At 67.4% G+C, this 16,190-nt stretch carries 19 protein-coding genes; 8 read left to right on the forward strand and 11 right to left on the reverse strand.

Going from position 1 to position 16,190, the window contains the following annotated elements:
- Positions 1–7: 7 nt before the first annotated feature.
- A complete protein-coding gene (locus ACFWVD_RS00570) occupies positions 8–1,387 on the reverse strand; it encodes a DUF1731 domain-containing protein (RefSeq protein WP_379239776.1) in 1,380 nt (459 codons plus the stop codon).
- Positions 1,388–1,446: 59 nt separating this feature from the next.
- Positions 1,447–2,541 (reverse strand): M23 family metallopeptidase, encoded by a 1,095-nt coding sequence (locus tag ACFWVD_RS00575; RefSeq protein ID WP_379239778.1) that lies wholly within the window; start codon positions 2,539–2,541, stop codon positions 1,447–1,449.
- A gap of 520 nt (positions 2,542–3,061) precedes the next feature.
- Here ACFWVD_RS00575 and sucC point away from each other — a divergent pair.
- The 6 genes from sucC to purH all read left to right on the forward strand — a co-directional run bounded on the left by sucC (position 3,062) and on the right by purH (position 10,379).
- Complete coding sequence (sucC, locus tag ACFWVD_RS00580) at positions 3,062–4,231, forward strand: ADP-forming succinate--CoA ligase subunit beta (RefSeq protein ID WP_379239779.1); 1,170 nt, start codon at positions 3,062–3,064, stop codon at positions 4,229–4,231.
- Positions 4,232–4,242: 11 nt separating this feature from the next.
- Entirely contained in the window at positions 4,243–5,160 is a 918-nt protein-coding gene (gene sucD, locus ACFWVD_RS00585; protein ID WP_379239780.1) for a succinate--CoA ligase subunit alpha, read from the forward strand.
- Positions 5,161–5,363: 203 nt separating this feature from the next.
- Positions 5,364–6,407: a DUF5336 domain-containing protein gene (locus tag ACFWVD_RS00590; protein WP_379239781.1), complete on the forward strand. Its 1,044-nt coding sequence runs from the start codon at positions 5,364–5,366 to the stop codon at positions 6,405–6,407.
- 191 nt (positions 6,408–6,598) lie between these two features.
- A complete protein-coding gene (locus ACFWVD_RS00595) occupies positions 6,599–8,104 on the forward strand; it encodes a DUF6350 family protein (protein WP_379239782.1) in 1,506 nt (501 codons plus the stop codon).
- A gap of 57 nt (positions 8,105–8,161) precedes the next feature.
- A complete protein-coding gene (gene purN, locus ACFWVD_RS00600; protein ID WP_379240923.1) occupies positions 8,162–8,821 on the forward strand; it encodes a phosphoribosylglycinamide formyltransferase in 660 nt (219 codons plus the stop codon).
- Positions 8,814–10,379 carry a bifunctional phosphoribosylaminoimidazolecarboxamide formyltransferase/IMP cyclohydrolase gene (gene purH, locus ACFWVD_RS00605; RefSeq protein ID WP_379239784.1) on the forward strand — a complete coding sequence of 522 codons (1,566 nt, stop codon included), beginning with the start codon at positions 8,814–8,816 and terminating at the stop codon, positions 10,377–10,379. Before purN ends, purH begins: the two co-directional genes overlap by 8 nt.
- Positions 10,380–10,429: 50 nt before the next feature.
- On the opposite strand, the gene ACFWVD_RS00610 is transcribed toward purH, so the two are convergent.
- The 5 genes from ACFWVD_RS00610 to rpmB all read right to left on the reverse strand — a co-directional run bounded on the left by ACFWVD_RS00610 (position 10,430) and on the right by rpmB (position 11,959).
- Entirely contained in the window at positions 10,430–10,867 is a 438-nt protein-coding gene (locus ACFWVD_RS00610) for a hypothetical protein (RefSeq protein ID WP_379239785.1), read from the reverse strand.
- 85 nt (positions 10,868–10,952) lie between these two features.
- Positions 10,953–11,210, reverse strand: a complete 258-nt coding sequence (gene rpsR / locus ACFWVD_RS00615) for a 30S ribosomal protein S18 (RefSeq protein WP_379239787.1) — start codon at positions 11,208–11,210, stop codon at positions 10,953–10,955.
- 27 nt (positions 11,211–11,237) lie between these two features.
- Complete coding sequence (gene rpsN, locus ACFWVD_RS00620) at positions 11,238–11,543, reverse strand: 30S ribosomal protein S14 (RefSeq protein ID WP_379239788.1); 306 nt, start codon at positions 11,541–11,543, stop codon at positions 11,238–11,240.
- Positions 11,543–11,713, reverse strand: coding sequence for a 50S ribosomal protein L33 (gene rpmG, locus ACFWVD_RS00625; protein WP_379239789.1), 171 nt, complete (start codon positions 11,711–11,713; stop codon positions 11,543–11,545). Before rpmG ends, rpsN begins: the two co-directional genes overlap by 1 nt.
- Positions 11,714–11,722: 9 nt before the next feature.
- The gene (gene rpmB, locus ACFWVD_RS00630) at positions 11,723–11,959 is read right to left on the reverse strand and encodes a 50S ribosomal protein L28 (RefSeq protein ID WP_364411662.1); all 237 of its coding nucleotides are present in this window, start codon (positions 11,957–11,959) and stop codon (positions 11,723–11,725) included.
- A 103-nt stretch (positions 11,960–12,062) separates the two neighbouring features.
- On the opposite strand from rpmB, the gene mrf reads away from it, so the two are divergent.
- Positions 12,063–13,361, forward strand: a complete 1,299-nt coding sequence (mrf, locus tag ACFWVD_RS00635; RefSeq protein WP_379239791.1) for a ribosome hibernation factor-recruiting GTPase MRF — start codon at positions 12,063–12,065, stop codon at positions 13,359–13,361.
- A gap of 3 nt (positions 13,362–13,364) precedes the next feature.
- Positions 13,365–13,538: a 50S ribosomal protein L32 gene (rpmF, locus tag ACFWVD_RS00640; RefSeq protein WP_378913390.1), complete on the forward strand. Its 174-nt coding sequence runs from the start codon at positions 13,365–13,367 to the stop codon at positions 13,536–13,538.
- A 174-nt stretch (positions 13,539–13,712) separates the two neighbouring features.
- Here the strand turns inward: rpmF and ACFWVD_RS00645 are convergent, their stop codons facing one another.
- From ACFWVD_RS00645 to ACFWVD_RS00660, 4 genes are all read right to left on the reverse strand, one after another.
- The gene (locus ACFWVD_RS00645) at positions 13,713–13,937 is read right to left on the reverse strand and encodes a hypothetical protein (RefSeq protein WP_379239793.1); all 225 of its coding nucleotides are present in this window, start codon (positions 13,935–13,937) and stop codon (positions 13,713–13,715) included.
- Positions 13,938–14,439: 502 nt separating this feature from the next.
- Positions 14,440–15,216, reverse strand: coding sequence for a hypothetical protein (locus tag ACFWVD_RS00650; protein ID WP_379239795.1), 777 nt, complete (start codon positions 15,214–15,216; stop codon positions 14,440–14,442).
- Positions 15,209–15,823 carry an ATP/GTP-binding protein gene (locus ACFWVD_RS00655; RefSeq protein WP_379240924.1) on the reverse strand — a complete coding sequence of 205 codons (615 nt, stop codon included), beginning with the start codon at positions 15,821–15,823 and terminating at the stop codon, positions 15,209–15,211. The genes ACFWVD_RS00650 and ACFWVD_RS00655 overlap by 8 nt, the downstream gene beginning before the upstream one ends.
- Positions 15,813–16,184, reverse strand: a complete 372-nt coding sequence (locus ACFWVD_RS00660; protein ID WP_379239796.1) for a DUF742 domain-containing protein — start codon at positions 16,182–16,184, stop codon at positions 15,813–15,815. The genes ACFWVD_RS00655 and ACFWVD_RS00660 overlap by 11 nt, the downstream gene beginning before the upstream one ends.
- Positions 16,185–16,190 lie beyond the last annotated feature (6 nt).

The raw sequence follows: 16,190 nt of genomic DNA on the forward strand, positions 1-16,190 counted from the left end.
ATCCCGGTCAGTGGGGGAACAGATCTCGTAGGGCCTCGTCGAGGGTGGGGTACTGGAAGGCGAAGCCTGCTTTGTGGAGGACTTCGGAGGTGGCGTGGCGGCCGGTCAGGCCGAGGGCCGGGTCGGTGCGCAGGGCTACCGCGCCGATGGTGAGCACGGCCTTGGGCGTCGGGGGTGACGGCGGGCGGTGCAGGGTTGTGCGGAGCGTGGACATGAGTTCGGTGTTGCGGACCGGGAATTCGGCGGCGGCTACGAGGACGCCGTTGGGCAGGGTGACGTCGGGGTCCATGCCCAGGGTGGCTCGGACTATGGCCAGCCAGTCTTCGATGTGGATCCAGCTGAACCATTGATTGCCCGGGCCTACTCGGCCGCCCAGGCCTGCCCTGGTGAGTTGGGCCAGGCGTTTGAGGGCGGGGGCATCGGGGTCGAGCACGATGGACGTGCGCAGGATTGTCCAGTGGTCGGCGCGGGCCGGGTCGAAGGCTTCTTCCCAGGGTTGGGCTACGCCGGTCATCTGGGGTAGGCCGACCGGGATGGGAGTTGTTTCGGTGCAACGGGTTTCGCCCGCGTCGGACCAGATGGCGGTGGTGCTGGCCTGGACCCAGTAGTCGACGGGGGTGTCGCGCAGGCTCGCCGCTGCTACCAGGGCGGTGGTGGAATCGACTCGGCTGGAACGTAGTTCGGCTACATTGCGTTCGGTCGGTCGGCAGTCGACCAACTTTCCGGCGAGGTTGATCACGGCCAGACGGCCGGGTTCGCGCAGTTCGGCGGACCAGGCGCCGATCGAGCGGCCGTCCCATTCTGTTTGGCGGAAGGGCAGTTTCGGGTTGCGGCGGCGGGTCAGCAGGGTGACGCGTTGGCCTCGGCAGGTCAGGTCGGCGGCGATCTGCAGGCCGAGTGCGCCGGTGCCGCCCGCGATCACGACGTTGAGGGCGTCGTCGGCGGGAGCGAGGCCTGCCAGGCGGGCCAGGCGCGAAAAGTTCACGCGCGCATCGGTTTCGATGAACGGGCGAACGACGGTGCGGGCCGCGGCGGCGGACGGGCCGGTGAAGCGCAGGGCCTGGGTGATCTCGGTGCCGCCGTCGCGGGGCGTCAGTCGCCAGGACAGGTGCATGGTGCCCGCGGGTTCGGGCTGCTCGATGGCGAGCTCACGGTTCGGTTCGAAAGTGCTGACGGTGAACGGTTTCCCGAAACGTCCGTGGATTCGCGCCGAGAAATCCCCGTTGGGCACGTAGTCACCGGTGGCACCGACCGCGACCGGCCCGTGCATCCGCACCGACCGCACTCCGGGATTCCACTCGGACCACCGCTCGAGATCCCCGAGCACCTCCCACACCAATTCCGGTGAGAGCGCGATGAACTGCGTGTACTTCGTCGTACCAGCCATAGCTGAAACGCTAGACCCGCCCACCTCGCAGCGGAAGGGTGCTGCTGGTCACCCGAGTATCAATCGCGCTGGGAGCCCAAGCTGATGCCGCGGGTGGCCAGCCACGGGACCGGGTCGATCTTGTCGGTGCCGTTCAGCCACACCTCGAAGTGCACGTGCGGGCCGGTGGAGAAGCCGCGGTTGCCCATGGTGGCGATCTGGTCGCCTGCCATGACCCGTTCGCCCTCGGAGACCGTCGCGGTGTCGATGTGGCCGTAGATGGTGATGGTGCCGTCGTCGTGCAGCACGCGAACCCACATGCCGAAACCCGATGCCGGGCCCGCTTCGACGATGGTGCCGTCGGCGACCGCGTAGATCGGGGTGCCGATCGGGCCCGCGACGTCGATGCCCAGGTGCTGGACACCCCAGCGGGCGCCGAAACCGGACGTGTAGTTGCCCGCCGAGAACTTGGCGAACAGGGGGCGCAGCTTGGCGGATTCCTGGGCGGCGAGATCTTCGGCGAACTGGGCGCCCTTGGCGAGGATGTCGTCGAAATGGCTCTTGTCGGCGATCGCCGTGGCCTCGAGCACCTGGGGGGCGGCACCGGTGCCGGCATCGTCGGTGTTCATCGACTGCGCGGCGATCTCGTGGACCTGGCCCGCGGCTTCGTAATCGAGGCCGCTGGCCGGCTGACCCGGATCGGCCATGGCGGCCTGCCCGGCGGCGACAACGGCACCGGCGGCAACCGCGATGACCGCGGCACGGCCCTTCAGCGCGGCGGGCGGTGCGGGGACGCGGTGTGCGCCACCACGACGTTCGGCGCGGCGGGGGCGCTGCTCGGAAGTGGTCTCCTCGGCGGTGGCGGGTGCCCAGTCGGTGCTGAACGTGCCGGTGTCGTAGGACTCGTCGGCGGTCCACTCGTCTTCGGCAGGCGTCCACGCCGTGTCGTCAGACCACGTGTTCTGGTCGTGCCAAGCGTTATCGGTCTGCGGCCACGCGCGATCGGTCTGGGCACGTGCGTGATCGGTCTGCGGCCATGCGGTGTCGGCCGGTGCTCGACGGGCTTGCGGATGCGACGTGTACTCGTCGGCATACCGGTAACGGTGCCCGGAGCTGGTCCGATTCTCATCGGAGCTGGTGCGATTGTCGACTGGAAGGGTGGAGCGGTGGTTCATCGTATGAAGTACCTCACGCTATGTCGTCCTCCTCAGTCCTGACTTGCCAGTCGTGACCTGGTTGTCGTGACCTGGTTGTGACTTCGACCGCATTGACGGTAACGAAGCGATTGCGTAGTGGCAAGCGCTGGTCGGAAACCTACCCGTGCGTGTGACGTTCATCACCGTAACGCGGCGGAATATCTCACCGGATTCCGATGTCCCGGGTGAGGTCTGTCGACGACATAACGTAGTAGATGGCGGGGTGCCCTCGCTTTACGTGGCCCTACCTGCCAAGGCATCGAAAATCGCCCGAAAACTACTCGCCAGTAGCGTCAGCCAGCGGTTTTTCGGACCTCCCCTAAATCGCCGTGACCTGCGCCACTTACTATGAACGTGGTCGTTTACCCCTCCCCGTGACTAGTTACAGTCCGACCGACCCGCAAGCTGACCATTGCGAGCGACCCGCAAACAGTCGCTACGGCCTGTCGGTCCTCCAACCAAGTCGTTGTCATAGCAACGCAGACGAGACGGTGAGTACATGGATCTCTTCGAATATCAGGCGAAGGAGCTCTTCGTTAAGCACGGAGTGCCTTCGTCCGAGGGTCGTGTTTGCGACACGGCCGAAGAAGCACGCGCCATTGCCGAGGAAATCGGCAAGCCCGTGATGGTCAAGGCGCAGGTCAAGGTGGGCGGCCGCGGCAAGGCCGGCGGCGTGAAGTACGCAGCCACCCCCGAAGACGCGTTCACCCACGCGCAGAACATCCTGGGCCTGGACATCAAGGGCCACATCGTCAAGAAGCTCCTGGTCGCCGAGGCCAAGGACATCGCGGAGGAGTACTACATCTCCTTCCTGCTCGATCGTTCCAACCGCACCTACCTGGCCATGTGCTCGGTCGAGGGCGGCATGGAGATCGAAGAGGTCGCGGAGAAGACCCCCGAGCGTCTGGCCAAGATCCCCGTGGACGCCGTCAAGGGTGTCGACCTGGCCTTCGCGCGTGAGATCGCCGAAAAGGGCCACCTGCCCGCCGACGTGCTCGACGCCGCCGCGGTGACCATCCAGAAGCTGTGGGAGGTCTTCGTCAACGAGGACACCACCCTGGTCGAGGTCAACCCGCTGGTGCGCACGCCCAACGACGAGATCCTCGCGCTGGACGGCAAGGTCACCCTCGACGAGAACGCCGAGTACCGCCACCCCGACCACCTCGAGTTCGCCGACGTCGACGCGACGGATCCGCTCGAGCTCAAGGCCAAGGAAAACGACCTCAACTACGTCAAGCTCGACGGTGAGGTCGGCATCATCGGCAACGGCGCCGGTCTGGTCATGTCGACCCTGGATGTCGTCGCGTACGCGGGCGAGAACCACGGCGGCGTGAAGCCGGCCAACTTCCTCGACATCGGCGGCGGCGCTTCGGCTTCCGTGATGGCCGCGGGTCTGGACGTCATTCTTGGTGACGCGCAGGTCAAGAGTGTTTTCGTCAACGTCTTCGGTGGTATCACCGCCTGTGACGCGGTCGCCAACGGCATCGTCGGCGCGCTCGAGGTGCTCGGTGCCGCGGCCACCAAGCCGCTGGTCGTCCGCCTGGACGGCAACAACGTCGAAGAGGGTCGCCGCATCCTCGCCGAGGCCAACCACCCGCTGGTGACGCTGGCCCAGACCATGGACGAGGGCGCCGACAAGGCCGCCGAACTCGCCTTCAGCGCCAAGTAAGGAACGCGAACATGTCCATCTTCCTGAACAAGGACAACAAGGTCATCGTCCAGGGCATCACCGGCGGCGAGGGCACCAAGCACACCGCGCTGATGCTGAAGGCGGGCACCAACGTCGTCGGCGGCGTGAACGCGCGCAAGGCCGGGACCACGGTCAAGCACACCGACAAAGACGGCAACGAGATCGAGCTGCCCGTGTTCGCTTCCGTGGCCGAGGCCATGGAGAAGACCGGCGCCGACACCTCGATCGCGTTCGTGCCCCCGGCCTTCTCCAAGGACGCCATCATCGAGGCCATCGACGCGGAGATCCCGCTGCTCGTGGTCATCACCGAGGGCATCCCGGTGCAGGACTCCGCGTTCGCGTGGGCCTACAACGTCGAAAAGGGCGAGAAGACCCGCATCATCGGCCCGAACTGCCCCGGCATCATCACCCCGGGCGAGGCGCTGGTCGGCATCACCCCGAACAACATCACCGGCAAGGGCCCGATCGGCCTGGTGTCGAAGTCGGGCACCCTGACCTACCAGATGATGTACGAGCTGCGCGATTTCGGTTTCTCGACCGCGATCGGCATCGGCGGCGACCCGGTCATCGGCACCACCCACATCGACGCGATCGCGGCGTTCGAGAAGGACCCCGAGACCAAGATCATCGTGATGATCGGCGAAATCGGTGGCGACGCCGAAGAGCGTGCGGCGGCCTACATCAAGGCCAACGTGACCAAGCCGGTCGTGGGCTACGTCGCCGGGTTCACCGCCCCCGAGGGCAAGACGATGGGCCACGCCGGCGCCATCGTGTCCTCCGGTGGTGGCACCGCGCAGGCCAAGCAGGACGCGCTCGAAGCCGCTGGTGTGAAGGTCGGCAAGACGCCGTCCGCCACCGCCGCGCTCGCTCGCGAGATCCTGGAGAAGGCGTCCATCGCTTCTGCCTGATCACTTTTGAACTGTCGAAGGCCGCCTTCAGGTTTCACCTGGGCGGCCTTCGTCGACTTATCCACAAGGTAGCGGTTTATCCACAGGCTGGATCGCTAGGTGATGACCGTGAGGCCGACGTGCAGTAGCGTCAGTGAACGGATCACCGCACCAGTCAGATCGACGCGACCGATGCGCACGACTCGACAAGGAGACGACGAGACATGTCATACCCGACCGGGGGCTCCGGGTACAACGGACCCGCGACACCCGCCGCGCCTCAGGGCCCCAGCACCGGAGCCGCCGCGGCTGCGCCATCGACCGCGGACGGTACGGAAGGCTCGCAAGGTAAAGGGCTGCCGTTCATCTTGACCGCGGCCGCCGCCGGACTCGGCGTCATCACCTTCCTGCTCGGCTTCGCGCCCTACTACGGTGTCAGCCTCTCGCGTGAGACCTCCACCGGCAGCATGTTCGAGTCCAACGGCGCCGCGGCCGCGACGCTGATTCTGGCCGCCGCGGTGTTGGCCGGGCTGTCGCTGCTGCCCAAGCAGAACGTCCTCGGTGTCGCCGCGGCACTGAGCATCGCCGGGTTCGCGGGCGTGGTCGTGTCGTTGATCAGCATGGGCGAGGGCATCGAAATGCAGTGGGGCGCGTTCGTCGTCGCCGCGTTCTCGTTCGTGGTCGCCGTGCTGTTGGTGCTGGCCTTCCTGTTCGGCCTCGGCATCATCAAGGCGCCTGCGCCGAAACCGGCTGCGCCGCAACAGCAGCAGAACCAGTACGGCCAGTACGGTCAGCAGGGTTACGGCCAGCAGGGCTACGGCCAGGGCCAGCAGTCCTACGGGCAGCCCGGCTACGGCCAGGGTTCCACCGGCGGGCAGTACCCGACGCAGTCGCCGTCGCCGTACGGTCAGCAGAGCTCGCCGTCGATTCCGCAGGCGCAGCAGCCGTCCTACGGTGCGCCCGGTCAGCCGGGTCAGCCGGGTCAGCAGTCCTACGGGCAGCCCGCCCAGTCACCGTACGGCCAGCAGTACGGTGCGCCGCAGCAGCAGCCCACGCCGTACGGTGCGGCACCGCAGGCGCAGCCGCGTCCCGACGAGAGCGCGACGCAGACCTTCGGTGGCCAGCAGGGTCAGCCGTTCGGTGCGCCGACCTACGGTGGCGCACAGCCGTCTTCGTCGGCCGCACCGCAGCCGTTCGGTGGCGAACAGACCGCCGATCCGGCCGCGGACGCGACCACCGCGTTCCGTCCCAGCGACGACAACAAGTAAAAAACACCCGGCATGATCGGTCAGCGCTCGGAGGCGGTAGCGAAGCGTGACCACGCAGAGCGCCCGATCATGCCTATTGGATACGGCCTGCCTCGGGTGGTCCGGGTTCGATCGCGAGCCCACAGGTACGCCTGTGGGCTCGCGGCGCGCCTGACCCGCGGCCGCCGGGGAAGCTGCCACGCTGAATCGTCATGAGCTCCCGTAACTCCCTCGTGCGCCGGACCTCCGGGTCACGCGGCGCAGGGGAGGCAGTCTCGCCACCACCGTCGGGTCCCGAGCAGGCCTGGTGGTCGCTGTCGCCCGAGCGGGCACGAACCCTGCTGTTGGTCGCGGCCCGACCCACCATCTGCGCCCTGGCGGCCACGGTGCTGCTCGTGCTCGTGGTCATGCTCACCACCGGCACCGATCTCAACAACGCGCCCGCCGCAGTCGCCGCCACGTGGCTTGCCGCCCATCAGATTCCGCTCACCGTCGGCCGGACCACGCTCGGCCTGCTCCCGCTGGTGCCCACCGCCGTGCTGGTCTGGTTGGCCGCTCGCGAGTGCGCACGCGCGGTGCCCAAGCGCCCGACGCCGGTCGAATTGGGTTGGTTGGCCGGTGCGGTGCTGGCCGGACCGATGCTGATGACCGCGGTGTGCCTGGCGGTCACCGGCGATGCCGCGGGCGTCACGCCGCTGGAATCACCAGGCCCGGTCTCGGCTTTCGGCTGGGTGCTGGTGCTGTATCTGGGCGCGGCCGCCGCGGGCATCGCGAGCCGGGCATGGGGTTCGCTGTACGCGCTGCTCCCGATCGAGATCCCGGAATGGGCGGTGCTGGGCGCTCGTGCCGCGCGTCGCACCGTGTTGCGGATGCTCGGCTGCGCGGCGTTGGCCACCGTGATCTCGTTCTTCACTCATCTTTCGCGTCTGGACGACGCTTTCCGGCAGGCCCACAACGTCACCGACGTGCTCGGCATGGTCCTGGTGTCGCTGCTGTACCTGCCCAATGTGGTGATCGGCGCGGCCGGAATCCTGTGCGGGGCAACGGTGCTGTTCGGCGCCGGATCGGTCGGTCTGTTCGGGGTGACCGGCGGGCACATGCCCGTGCTGCCCGCGTTGATCCCGGTGCCCGAAGGCCCCGCGTCGGTGTGGTGGTCGGTACTGCTGCTGGTGCCGCTGGGCGTCGGCGTGCTCGCCGGGATCGAACTGGGCCGCACCAGCGACGACCGTCCCGGCGCGCCGTGGGCGACACTGACCTGCGCCGCACTGTCCACGCTGACGTTCCTGGTGCTGGCGATCCTGGGCAGCGGTCAGCTCGGTGCCGTCGGCTGGGTCGGGGTCGATCTGCTGATGCTGGTCGTGCTGATGATCACCTGGCTGGCCTTCGGTGGTTTCGTCGGCATGGTGTTCGCCCATCGGTTCCTGGCGCCGACCGAATCGCCCGCCGACTACGACGAGTACGAGACCGACGAGTACGCCGATGACGACGACTACGACGACGATGACGAGTACGACGACACCGACGAGTACGACGACGATCCGGTCGAATACCACGATCCCGCAGTCGAAGTCGACGGCGAACTGGTCGAGGACATCGACGACGACCTCGAAGTGAGCATCGCCGCACCGGGCTCCGAAGCCGAACCCGCCGACGACATCGTCGACGTCGAAGTGGTCGAGTCGGACCTGCCGGATCAGGACAAGACCCCCGGTCGCTAAGCTCGACCCGGCGCCTATCGCCCCCGCCGCCACCCGATCACACGCAGGAGTAGAGCGCTGACGTCCTCGTTTGCCCCGTGGAAGCCCGCCAGAAACCCGGCCACCGTCGTCGTGCTGGCCTCGGGCACCGGCTCGCTGCTCAACGCGCTGCTGGCCGCCGCGCGCGAGCCCGGGTACCCGGCGAAGATCGTCGCCGTCGGCGTCGACCGCGTCTGCCAGGCCACCGACCACGCCGAGACCGCCGGAATCGAACACTTCCGTGTCGCGGTGCAGGACTACCCCGACCGTGCCGCGTGGGACCTCGCGCTGACCGAAGCCGTCGACGCCTTCGCGCCCGACCTGGTCGTGTCCGCGGGCTTCATGAAGATCGTGGGCCCCGCGTTCCTCGAGCGTTTCGGCGGCCGATTCATCAACACCCATCCCGCGCTGCTACCCGCGTTCCCCGGCGCGCACGGCGTGCGTGACGCACTCGCCTACGGCGCCAAGGTCACCGGCACCACCGTGCACCTGGTCGACAGCGGCGTCGACACCGGTCCCATCCTCGCGCAGGAGGCGGTCGAAGTACTGCCCGGCGACGACGAGGACGCCCTGCACGAGCGCATCAAGGTTGTCGAGCGACGGTTATTGGCGCAGGTCATCGCCGCCGTCGCGACGCGAGGCATTGTCTCCGACGGACGAAAGGCAGAAATACCAGTGAGCGAGCACGCCGGTGAGTGAACGTAAGGCGATCCAGAGGGCGCTGGTCAGCGTCTACGACAAGACCGGGCTGATCGAGCTCGCCACCGGGCTGCACGCCGCCGGTGTGGAGCTGGTCTCGACCGGGTCGACCGCGGGCAAGATCGCCGAGGCCGGGATTCCGGTCACCAAAGTCGAGGATCTGACCGGGTTCCCGGAGACCCTCGACGGGCGCGTCAAGACGCTGCACCCGCGCGTGCACGCCGGCATCCTGGCCGACACGCGTCGCGCCGAGCACGTCGATCAGCTGGTGGAGCTGGGCGTCGAAGCGTTCCAACTGGTGGTGGTGAACCTGTACCCGTTCACCCAGACCGTGGCCAGCGGCGCGAGCGTGGACGAGTGCGTGGAGCAGATCGACATCGGCGGGCCGTCGATGGTGCGTGCCGCCGCGAAGAACCACCCGTCGGTGGGCGTGGTCGTCGACGTCACCGATTACGACGACGTGCTCGCCGCGGTGAAGTCCGGCGGGTTCACCCTCGCCGAACGAACCGCGTTGGCGGCCAAGGCCTTCCAGCACACCGCGAGCTACGACGTGGCCGTCGCGAGCTGGATGGGCTCGGTGGCCGTGCCCGCCGTGGCCGAGGAAACCGAACAGTTCCCGGACTGGGTGGCAGGTTCGTGGGAGCGCGCCGCGGTGCTGCGCTACGGCGAGAACCCGCACCAGGCCGCCGCGCTGTACACCAGCAACGACGGCACGGTCGGCATCGCGCAGGCGAAGCAGTTGCACGGCAAGGAGATGTCGTACAACAACTACACCGACGGTGACGCCGCCTGGCGTGCCGCGTTCGACTTCGACGAGCCCGCCGTCGCGGTGATCAAGCACGCCAACCCGTGTGGCATCGCCGTGGGCGCCGATATCGCCGAGGCGCACCGCAAGGCGCACGCCACCGACCCGGTCAGCGCCTACGGTGGCGTGATCGCGGCCAACCGTGAGGTCAGCGTCGAGATGGCCGAGCAGGTCGCCGAGATCTTCACCGAGGTCATCATCGCGCCCGGCTACGCGCCCGGTGCGGTGGAAGTGTTGCAGCGCAAGAAGAATGTGCGCGTGCTGGTGGCCGAAGCGCCGCAGCGCAAGGGTGTGGAGCTGCGTCCGATCAGCGGCGGTGCGCTGCTGCAGGACCGTGACGTGCTCGACGCCGCGGGCGACGACCCGGTCAACTGGACCCTGGCCGCGGGCGACCCGGCCGACGTCACGACTCTCGCCGATCTCGAATTCGCCTGGCGTGCATGTCGTTCGGTGAAGTCGAACGCCATCCTGCTCGCCGAAGACGGCGCAGCCGTGGGCGTGGGCATGGGCCAGGTCAACCGGGTCGACTCCTGCAAGCTCGCCGTCGAGCGCGCGGGGGAGCGGGCCAAGGGGTCGGTGGCCGCCTCCGACGCGTTCTTCCCGTTCTCGGACGGCCCGGAGATCCTGGTGGCCGCGGGCGTGCGCGCGATCGTGCAGCCCGGCGGTTCGATCCGCGACGCCGACACCGTCGAGCTGTGCAAGGAAGCCGGCGTCACCCTGTACCTGACGGGTGCCCGCCACTTCGCACACTGAGCGTAGACCGGGTGCCGCGCCGAATCACTCGGTGCGGCACCCTTTTTCGTCTATGCGGCGTCGAATACCTCGCGGTCGCCCAGCGGGGAATCCAGGGTGATTTCGAGGGTTCCGAGGACCATGTTCATGGTGCACATCTTGTTCACGGAGTCCGCTCGGGTGCCCGAGCGTAGGGCGACGGTGACCGTATCGGGGGTTTCGGTGACGGTGGCGTCGACGGCGAAGCACTCCGGATTACCGGTCTCGAAGTTGACGCCGATCTTGTTCTCGCCCAGGCGATTCCAGGACGTGAAGGGAATCGGGTGCGGGTTGACGAGGGTGGGATCGGCGGTGAGCGGGGTGCGGATGCTCGGGTTGGCGTCCTCGGGGCGAAGGTCGGTCTGAACCGGTAGGATCGCAGGTTCATCCGAGGTCGCGCAGCCGGACAGGGGTGCGATCAGCACGCCGAAGGCTGCCGCGGCGAGGGTGTAGCGCGACATCGTTCTCATGGTCTCGACCCTAGCCCGCGCGACCCCGGGGGCGCAGACGACAGTGGCCCCGAGGCAACTTGCCCGGGGCCACTTCTCGACGGTCCTACTTGGTGGTGGTGAAGGGCAGCAGCGCCATCTCGCGCGCGTTCTTCACCGCCACAGCGACCTGACGCTGCTGCTGCGGGGTCAGGCCGGTGACGCGGCGGCTGCGGATCTTGCCGCGATCGGAGATGAACGTGCGCAGCAGGTTGACGTCTTTGTAGTCGACGTGGGTGATGCCCGCGGCGATCAGCGGGTTCTTCTTCGGCTTGCGCCCCTGATCGGCGCGTGCCTTCTTGGACGGTGCTCGCTTCACAGCCATGGGATATTCCTTCTCACGAGGGTGTCTCTACCAGCTCGATTTGTGGACCCCGGGGAGCTCGCCCCGGTGGGCCATCTCGCGCACACGAATCCGGGAGAGGCCGAACTTGCGAAGGTAACCGCGAGGTCGACCGTCTGCAGCGTCCCGATTCCGCAATCGTACCGGACTGGCATCGCGCGGCTGTTTGCGCAGTTCGGCCTGTGCGGCGGCCCGATCGGTCTCGCTGGTGCCCGGTTTACGGATGAGCTGTTTGAGTTCGGTGCGTCGCGCGGCGAACCGTTCGACGATCTCGCGCCGCTGTTCGTTGCGGGCGATCTTGGACGTCTTGGCCATCAGCGCTCCTCGCGGAAATCGACATGCTTGCGCACGACGGGGTCGTACTTGCGCAGGATCAGCCGGTCGGGATCGTTGCGGCGGTTCTTGCGGGTGACGTAGGTGAAGCCGGTGTCCGCGGTGGACTTCAGTTTCACGATCGGTCGGATATCGGTGGACTTCGAGGCCATGCTCAGCTCCTAGATCTTGTCTCCACGGGCGCGGATGCGGGCTACGACAGCCTCGATCCCGTCGCGGTCGATGGTCTTGATGCCCTTGGTGGAGACCGTCAGCGTGACGCGGCGGCCTTCGCTGGGCAGGTAGTAGGTCTTGTGCTGGATGTTGGGGTTCCAGCGTCGGTTGGTGCGCCGGTGCGAGTGCGAGACGGCTTTTCCGAAGCCGGGCTTGCGACCGGTGACCTGGCAGTGGGCCGACATGCGACCTCCTTCCATGGTTATGACAACCATTTTCGACAACGATTATTCCGCACTGTACAGTCGCCGTCAGGTAAATGAAAATCATTGTCGAAAGGGGTATTGGGTGCTGGACCAGGCAGACCGGAGAACGCCCGTGGTGCTGCTGGCCGGTTTCGCCGGACCCGCCATGGACGGCGTCGAGCACATCGCGGCGACGCTGAGCCAACAGTCGGGCACCGTGGTGGTGCACCACGATCTCGCCGAGCTGCGCGAGGGCGTGGTGCGTCGCACGGTGCGCACCGCGGGTAACTCCACGACGACCGTGCTCGAGCTGGCGCACGGGTGTGTGTCGTGCACGCTGCGCGCGGATCTGCTGCCGATGCTGTGCACGCTGGCCGCTCGCGAGCACGTCACGCGGGTGGTGCTCGCGCTGGATCCGGGCATCGAGGCGGAGGCGCTGTGCCATGCGATCGAGAACGTCGTGGTGGGCGGGGTCGCGGATCGCGTCGACGGACCCGCGGGACGCACGGTGCGGATCGAGGCGGTACTGACCTGCGTCGAAGGACAGCAGTGGCTGGCCGACGCCACCGGCGACGAGGTACTCGCCGATCGCGGCCTCGCCTCGGCCGATGACGAGCGCACGGTCGCCCAGGTCGCCGTCGGCCAGGTCGACTTCGCCGACGCGCTGGTCGTGCTCACCGCCGGGTCCGACGCCCTCGACCACGAACGCCTCGAAGCCGTGCTCACCAGGCTCGCCCCCGGTGCGCCGGTCGCGTGGTTGCCCGAGCTTTCCGGCTTCGACGCCATCGAGATCGGCGCGCTGCTCACCCGCGTGCCCGAGGACTCCCGGCGTGGCCGAATCTTCGACGCGCACGCCCCGCTGCTGCGTGGCCAGCCGCCCCTGAGCACCGACTGCGGTGTCACACTCGTCGAATTCGCCGCGCGCCGACCATTTCACCCGGCCCGCCTGCACGAGGCGCTGGACGTGCTGCTCGACGGCGTGGTCACCGCGCGCGGAAGGATCTGGCTGGCAACGCAACCCGATCAGGTGGTGTGGCTGGAATCCGCGGGCGGCGGGCTGCGCGCGGGCGGCGCCGGTCGCTGGCTGGCCGCGATGACGGCCGAGGAACAGGCCGCCGCGGACCCGACTCGGCGGGCGATGGCCGGATTGGGATGGGACGAGCGGTTCGGTGATCGCGCGGTGTCGCTGGTGATCCTGGCGCACGACGCCGATCCCGCCGAGATCCGGCACGCCCTGCACTGGGCGTTGGTCGAGGACGACGAGCTGCTGCTGGTCGACCACGCCCCCGAACGAGTCGCGTTGTGGGAGGACCCCTTCGGCGACTGGCACGAAGAACCCTGCGCCGATCCCACCGAGGCCACGGCGTCGGCGAGCGAGCGCACCAACCGGAAGGAAGGCTGAATCATGGCGGTCCCCAAGCGCAGAATGTCGCGCTCGAACACGCGAAGCAGGCGCGCCCAGTGGAAAGCGGAAGTGCCACAACTGGTCCCGGTGACCGTGGCCGGCGTCGAATATCGCGTCCCGCGACGGATCATCAACGCCGTCCGCAAGGGCATGATCGACCCCGCCCGCCTCTGAACGCGGCGATGGCCTGCCAGGAATCCTGACAGGCCATCGTCGTGTCTCTACGTTCTGGGTTTGCGGCCCGCCTCGGATCCGAGGGGCGAGACGGAACGCCGAAGGCGCAGTATCGCCCCTCGGATTCGAGGCAACCGGGGGCCGCAAACCCCGCGGCGCCAGCCGCTAAGAGACTCAGCCCTCGCGCTCGGCGAGTTCCACGAGAGTCGCGGCGAGCTGGAAGAACTTGTTGTTGCCCAGGTCGGCGATGGTCTTGATCTTCAGCGCCTCGAGCAGTTGTTTGTCGTGGGCCTCGTTCAGGCCTGCCAGCGCCGAGGGGGGCGCGGCGAGAATTTCCGCGAGCGTCTTGTCTTCGAAAGCCTTGTCGAGGACTTTGTCGAGCACCACTGTGACGGCCATGCGAACTCCTTCGAACGAACCTTGGATGTGCCGGGCGAGACGAATGCGCCCTGCAGCGACCATAACTCGGTTCCGGCGCTCGTGGTGGGGTTCGGTGGGGTCGGCGGTATGTTCTGGACGGTCGGCTGTCCAGGGGTCTTGCGGTGGCACTGTTGTGCCTGCTCAGAGCCATGAGAACCGGTCCGGGGCTATCGCCCGGTTAACGGTGTGATGCACACCACTTGGCGCGAACGCCTCGAACGGCTTGCGGAAGGTTTGCTGACAAGCGAATTACCAACGACCGGTTTGTTTTTCACCACAAGAAAATTCCTGAACGACTGATGCGCAGTCGTTCACGGGTATGTACTCTCATGCGGGAGGGCGGGTTCTCCGAGTTGGGGGAACCCGCCCATCGCCACTTCAAGGGCGGTTTTTCCGCAGATCGATGCAGGTCGGCAGCTCTCGACACAGCAGGGCGGAAGACCGGAAAGATCCGGACAAACCGGACGTTAGCTGGTTGCCCTCAGTAGGCCGAAACCGGCTGCCGCAGTGCCGCTGCCGCCTCGCGTCGATCCGGCGCCACCAGCACCGCGGTGATCGGCACCGTCAGACCCAGCGCACCGATCACGAACATCGGGAACACCAGGTCGAACAGCGGCATCCCGGTCGGTGTCCGGATACCCGGATCGATCGAGAACTTCAGCGCCGCGACCGCCGTGTAGTACACCGCCGCCACGCCCATCGCGAACAGCACCGACATCACCACCCGCAAAGCCACCCGGCGCACCACGTGCGAAACCCACAGCGTCGCAGTGGACACCGCCATCGACACCAGCAGCGCCGCCCCGATCAGGCCCAGCGACTGGTCGACAGTGCCCTGCACCGCGACCGCGTCCAAGGTCAGATAGGTCGACAGCCCCACGCTCAGACCCATCGTCAGCCCGCCGATGATCAGCCGCGGCACCTGCAGGGTTCGGCCACTGATCAGCAGTCCGGCCAGCACCCCGACCACCGCGATGGCCGCCGCCGCCGTGCCCAGCGCCACGTTGTAGCGCATGGCGCTGTCGTTGACCCGCATGGCAAGCAGCGCCACCGAATTCGCCAACCACAGCCCGACCCCGCCCAGCGAGACCGCGGCCATGGTCAGCCACAACAGCCGGTACTTGATCGAATACTTCCCGTGCCGGATGCAGGCGAACGCCACCAGCGCACCCAGCGCCGACAGATCGAGGGCCAGCCAGGCGATGCCGGTGCCGTGCGCGAAAGTCTCGGCACCGGTCGCGGCGAGGAGATCAGGCACGCCGTGCCGCCCCTTCCAACTGCTGCGGCTCCAGCTGGGCGATGGCGTACTCGGTCACCGCCGCCAGCGCCTGACGGACCTCGACGGCATTGCGCGCGTCGATGTCGACGATCGGAATGCCCTCGCGCACCGACAACGCTTCGCGCAGTTCCGCGATGGGGAAGCGGGGCGCGTTGGGGAAGCGGTTCACCGCGATCAGGAACGGCAGCCCGCGCGCCTCGAAGAAGTCCACCGCGGCGAAACTGTCTTCCAGCCTGCGGGTATCGATCAGCACCACGGCACCGATGGCGCCACGGATCAGGTCGTCCCACATGAACCAGAAACGCTTCTGGCCCGGTGTGCCGAACAGGTACAGCACCAGGTTGCCCGGCAGCACGATGCGACCGAAGTCCATGGCCACGGTGGTGGTTTCCTTCTCCGGCGTCTCGGCGAGATCGTCGATGCCGTCGGAGAAATGGGTCACCATCGCCTCGGTGCGCAGCGGCACGATCTCCGACACCGCACCGACGAAAGTCGTTTTGCCGGCGCCGAATCCACCGGCGACCACGATCTTGGTCGACGCTACCCGTTGTTCCGGTGTCGGCGGGCGTGTGCCATCAGAGGCCACGGAGTCCACGCAAAGTCCTCTCCATCAGTGATCGGCGTTCGTCATAGCTCGCCTGCTCGGTCAGCGTCGAATGCACTCGAAGGATCCCGCCCACTACGAGATCGCCGATCATCACCCGGACCATACCCAGTGGGCGTCCCAGGTATGCGGCTATCTCGACGACAGACAGCCGATGTGTGGCCAGACGCACGATTTCGATCCGCAGATCGCCTGCGGACCACTCGTTGTTCGCGGTATAAGCAACCGTTTCCACGACCGCTTCCAGGGGAAGGGCGATCGCGGGTTCGGTGCGGCCGGAGGTCAGGGCATAGGGCCTGACCCGGGTAGTCGGCCGTTGGTCGGATCCGTAAGGGCTCGACATCTCACC

The sequence above is a fragment of the Nocardia sp. NPDC058666 genome (assembly GCF_042714895.1).
Lineage (GTDB): Bacteria > Actinomycetota > Actinomycetes > Mycobacteriales > Mycobacteriaceae > Nocardia.

What these genes read in the sequence shown, in the direction of transcription:
- sucD (WP_379239780.1), top strand. Translation starts at nt 4,243, where the DNA reads ATGTCCATCTTCCTGAACAAGGACAACAAGGTCATCGTCCAGGGCATC.
- rpmF (WP_378913390.1), top strand. Translation starts at nt 13,365, where the DNA reads ATGGCGGTCCCCAAGCGCAGAATGTCGCGCTCGAACACGCGAAGCAGG.
- rpmB (WP_364411662.1), bottom strand. Translation starts at nt 11,959, where the DNA reads ATGTCGGCCCACTGCCAGGTCACCGGTCGCAAGCCCGGCTTCGGAAAA.
- rpsN (WP_379239788.1), bottom strand. Translation starts at nt 11,543, where the DNA reads ATGGCCAAGACGTCCAAGATCGCCCGCAACGAACAGCGGCGCGAGATC.
- sucC (WP_379239779.1), top strand. Translation starts at nt 3,062, where the DNA reads ATGGATCTCTTCGAATATCAGGCGAAGGAGCTCTTCGTTAAGCACGGA.
- ACFWVD_RS00645 (WP_379239793.1), bottom strand. Translation starts at nt 13,937, where the DNA reads ATGGCCGTCACAGTGGTGCTCGACAAAGTCCTCGACAAGGCTTTCGAA.
- rpsR (WP_379239787.1), bottom strand. Translation starts at nt 11,210, where the DNA reads ATGGCTGTGAAGCGAGCACCGTCCAAGAAGGCACGCGCCGATCAGGGG.
- ACFWVD_RS00570 (WP_379239776.1), bottom strand. Translation starts at nt 1,387, where the DNA reads ATGGCTGGTACGACGAAGTACACGCAGTTCATCGCGCTCTCACCGGAA.
- ACFWVD_RS00595 (WP_379239782.1), top strand. Translation starts at nt 6,599, where the DNA reads ATGAGCTCCCGTAACTCCCTCGTGCGCCGGACCTCCGGGTCACGCGGC.
- rpmG (WP_379239789.1), bottom strand. Translation starts at nt 11,713, where the DNA reads ATGGCCTCGAAGTCCACCGATATCCGACCGATCGTGAAACTGAAGTCC.
- ACFWVD_RS00590 (WP_379239781.1), top strand. Translation starts at nt 5,364, where the DNA reads ATGTCATACCCGACCGGGGGCTCCGGGTACAACGGACCCGCGACACCC.
- ACFWVD_RS00660 (WP_379239796.1), bottom strand. Translation starts at nt 16,184, where the DNA reads ATGTCGAGCCCTTACGGATCCGACCAACGGCCGACTACCCGGGTCAGG.
- ACFWVD_RS00575 (WP_379239778.1), bottom strand. Translation starts at nt 2,541, where the DNA reads ATGAACCACCGCTCCACCCTTCCAGTCGACAATCGCACCAGCTCCGAT.
- ACFWVD_RS00610 (WP_379239785.1), bottom strand. Translation starts at nt 10,867, where the DNA reads ATGAGAACGATGTCGCGCTACACCCTCGCCGCGGCAGCCTTCGGCGTG.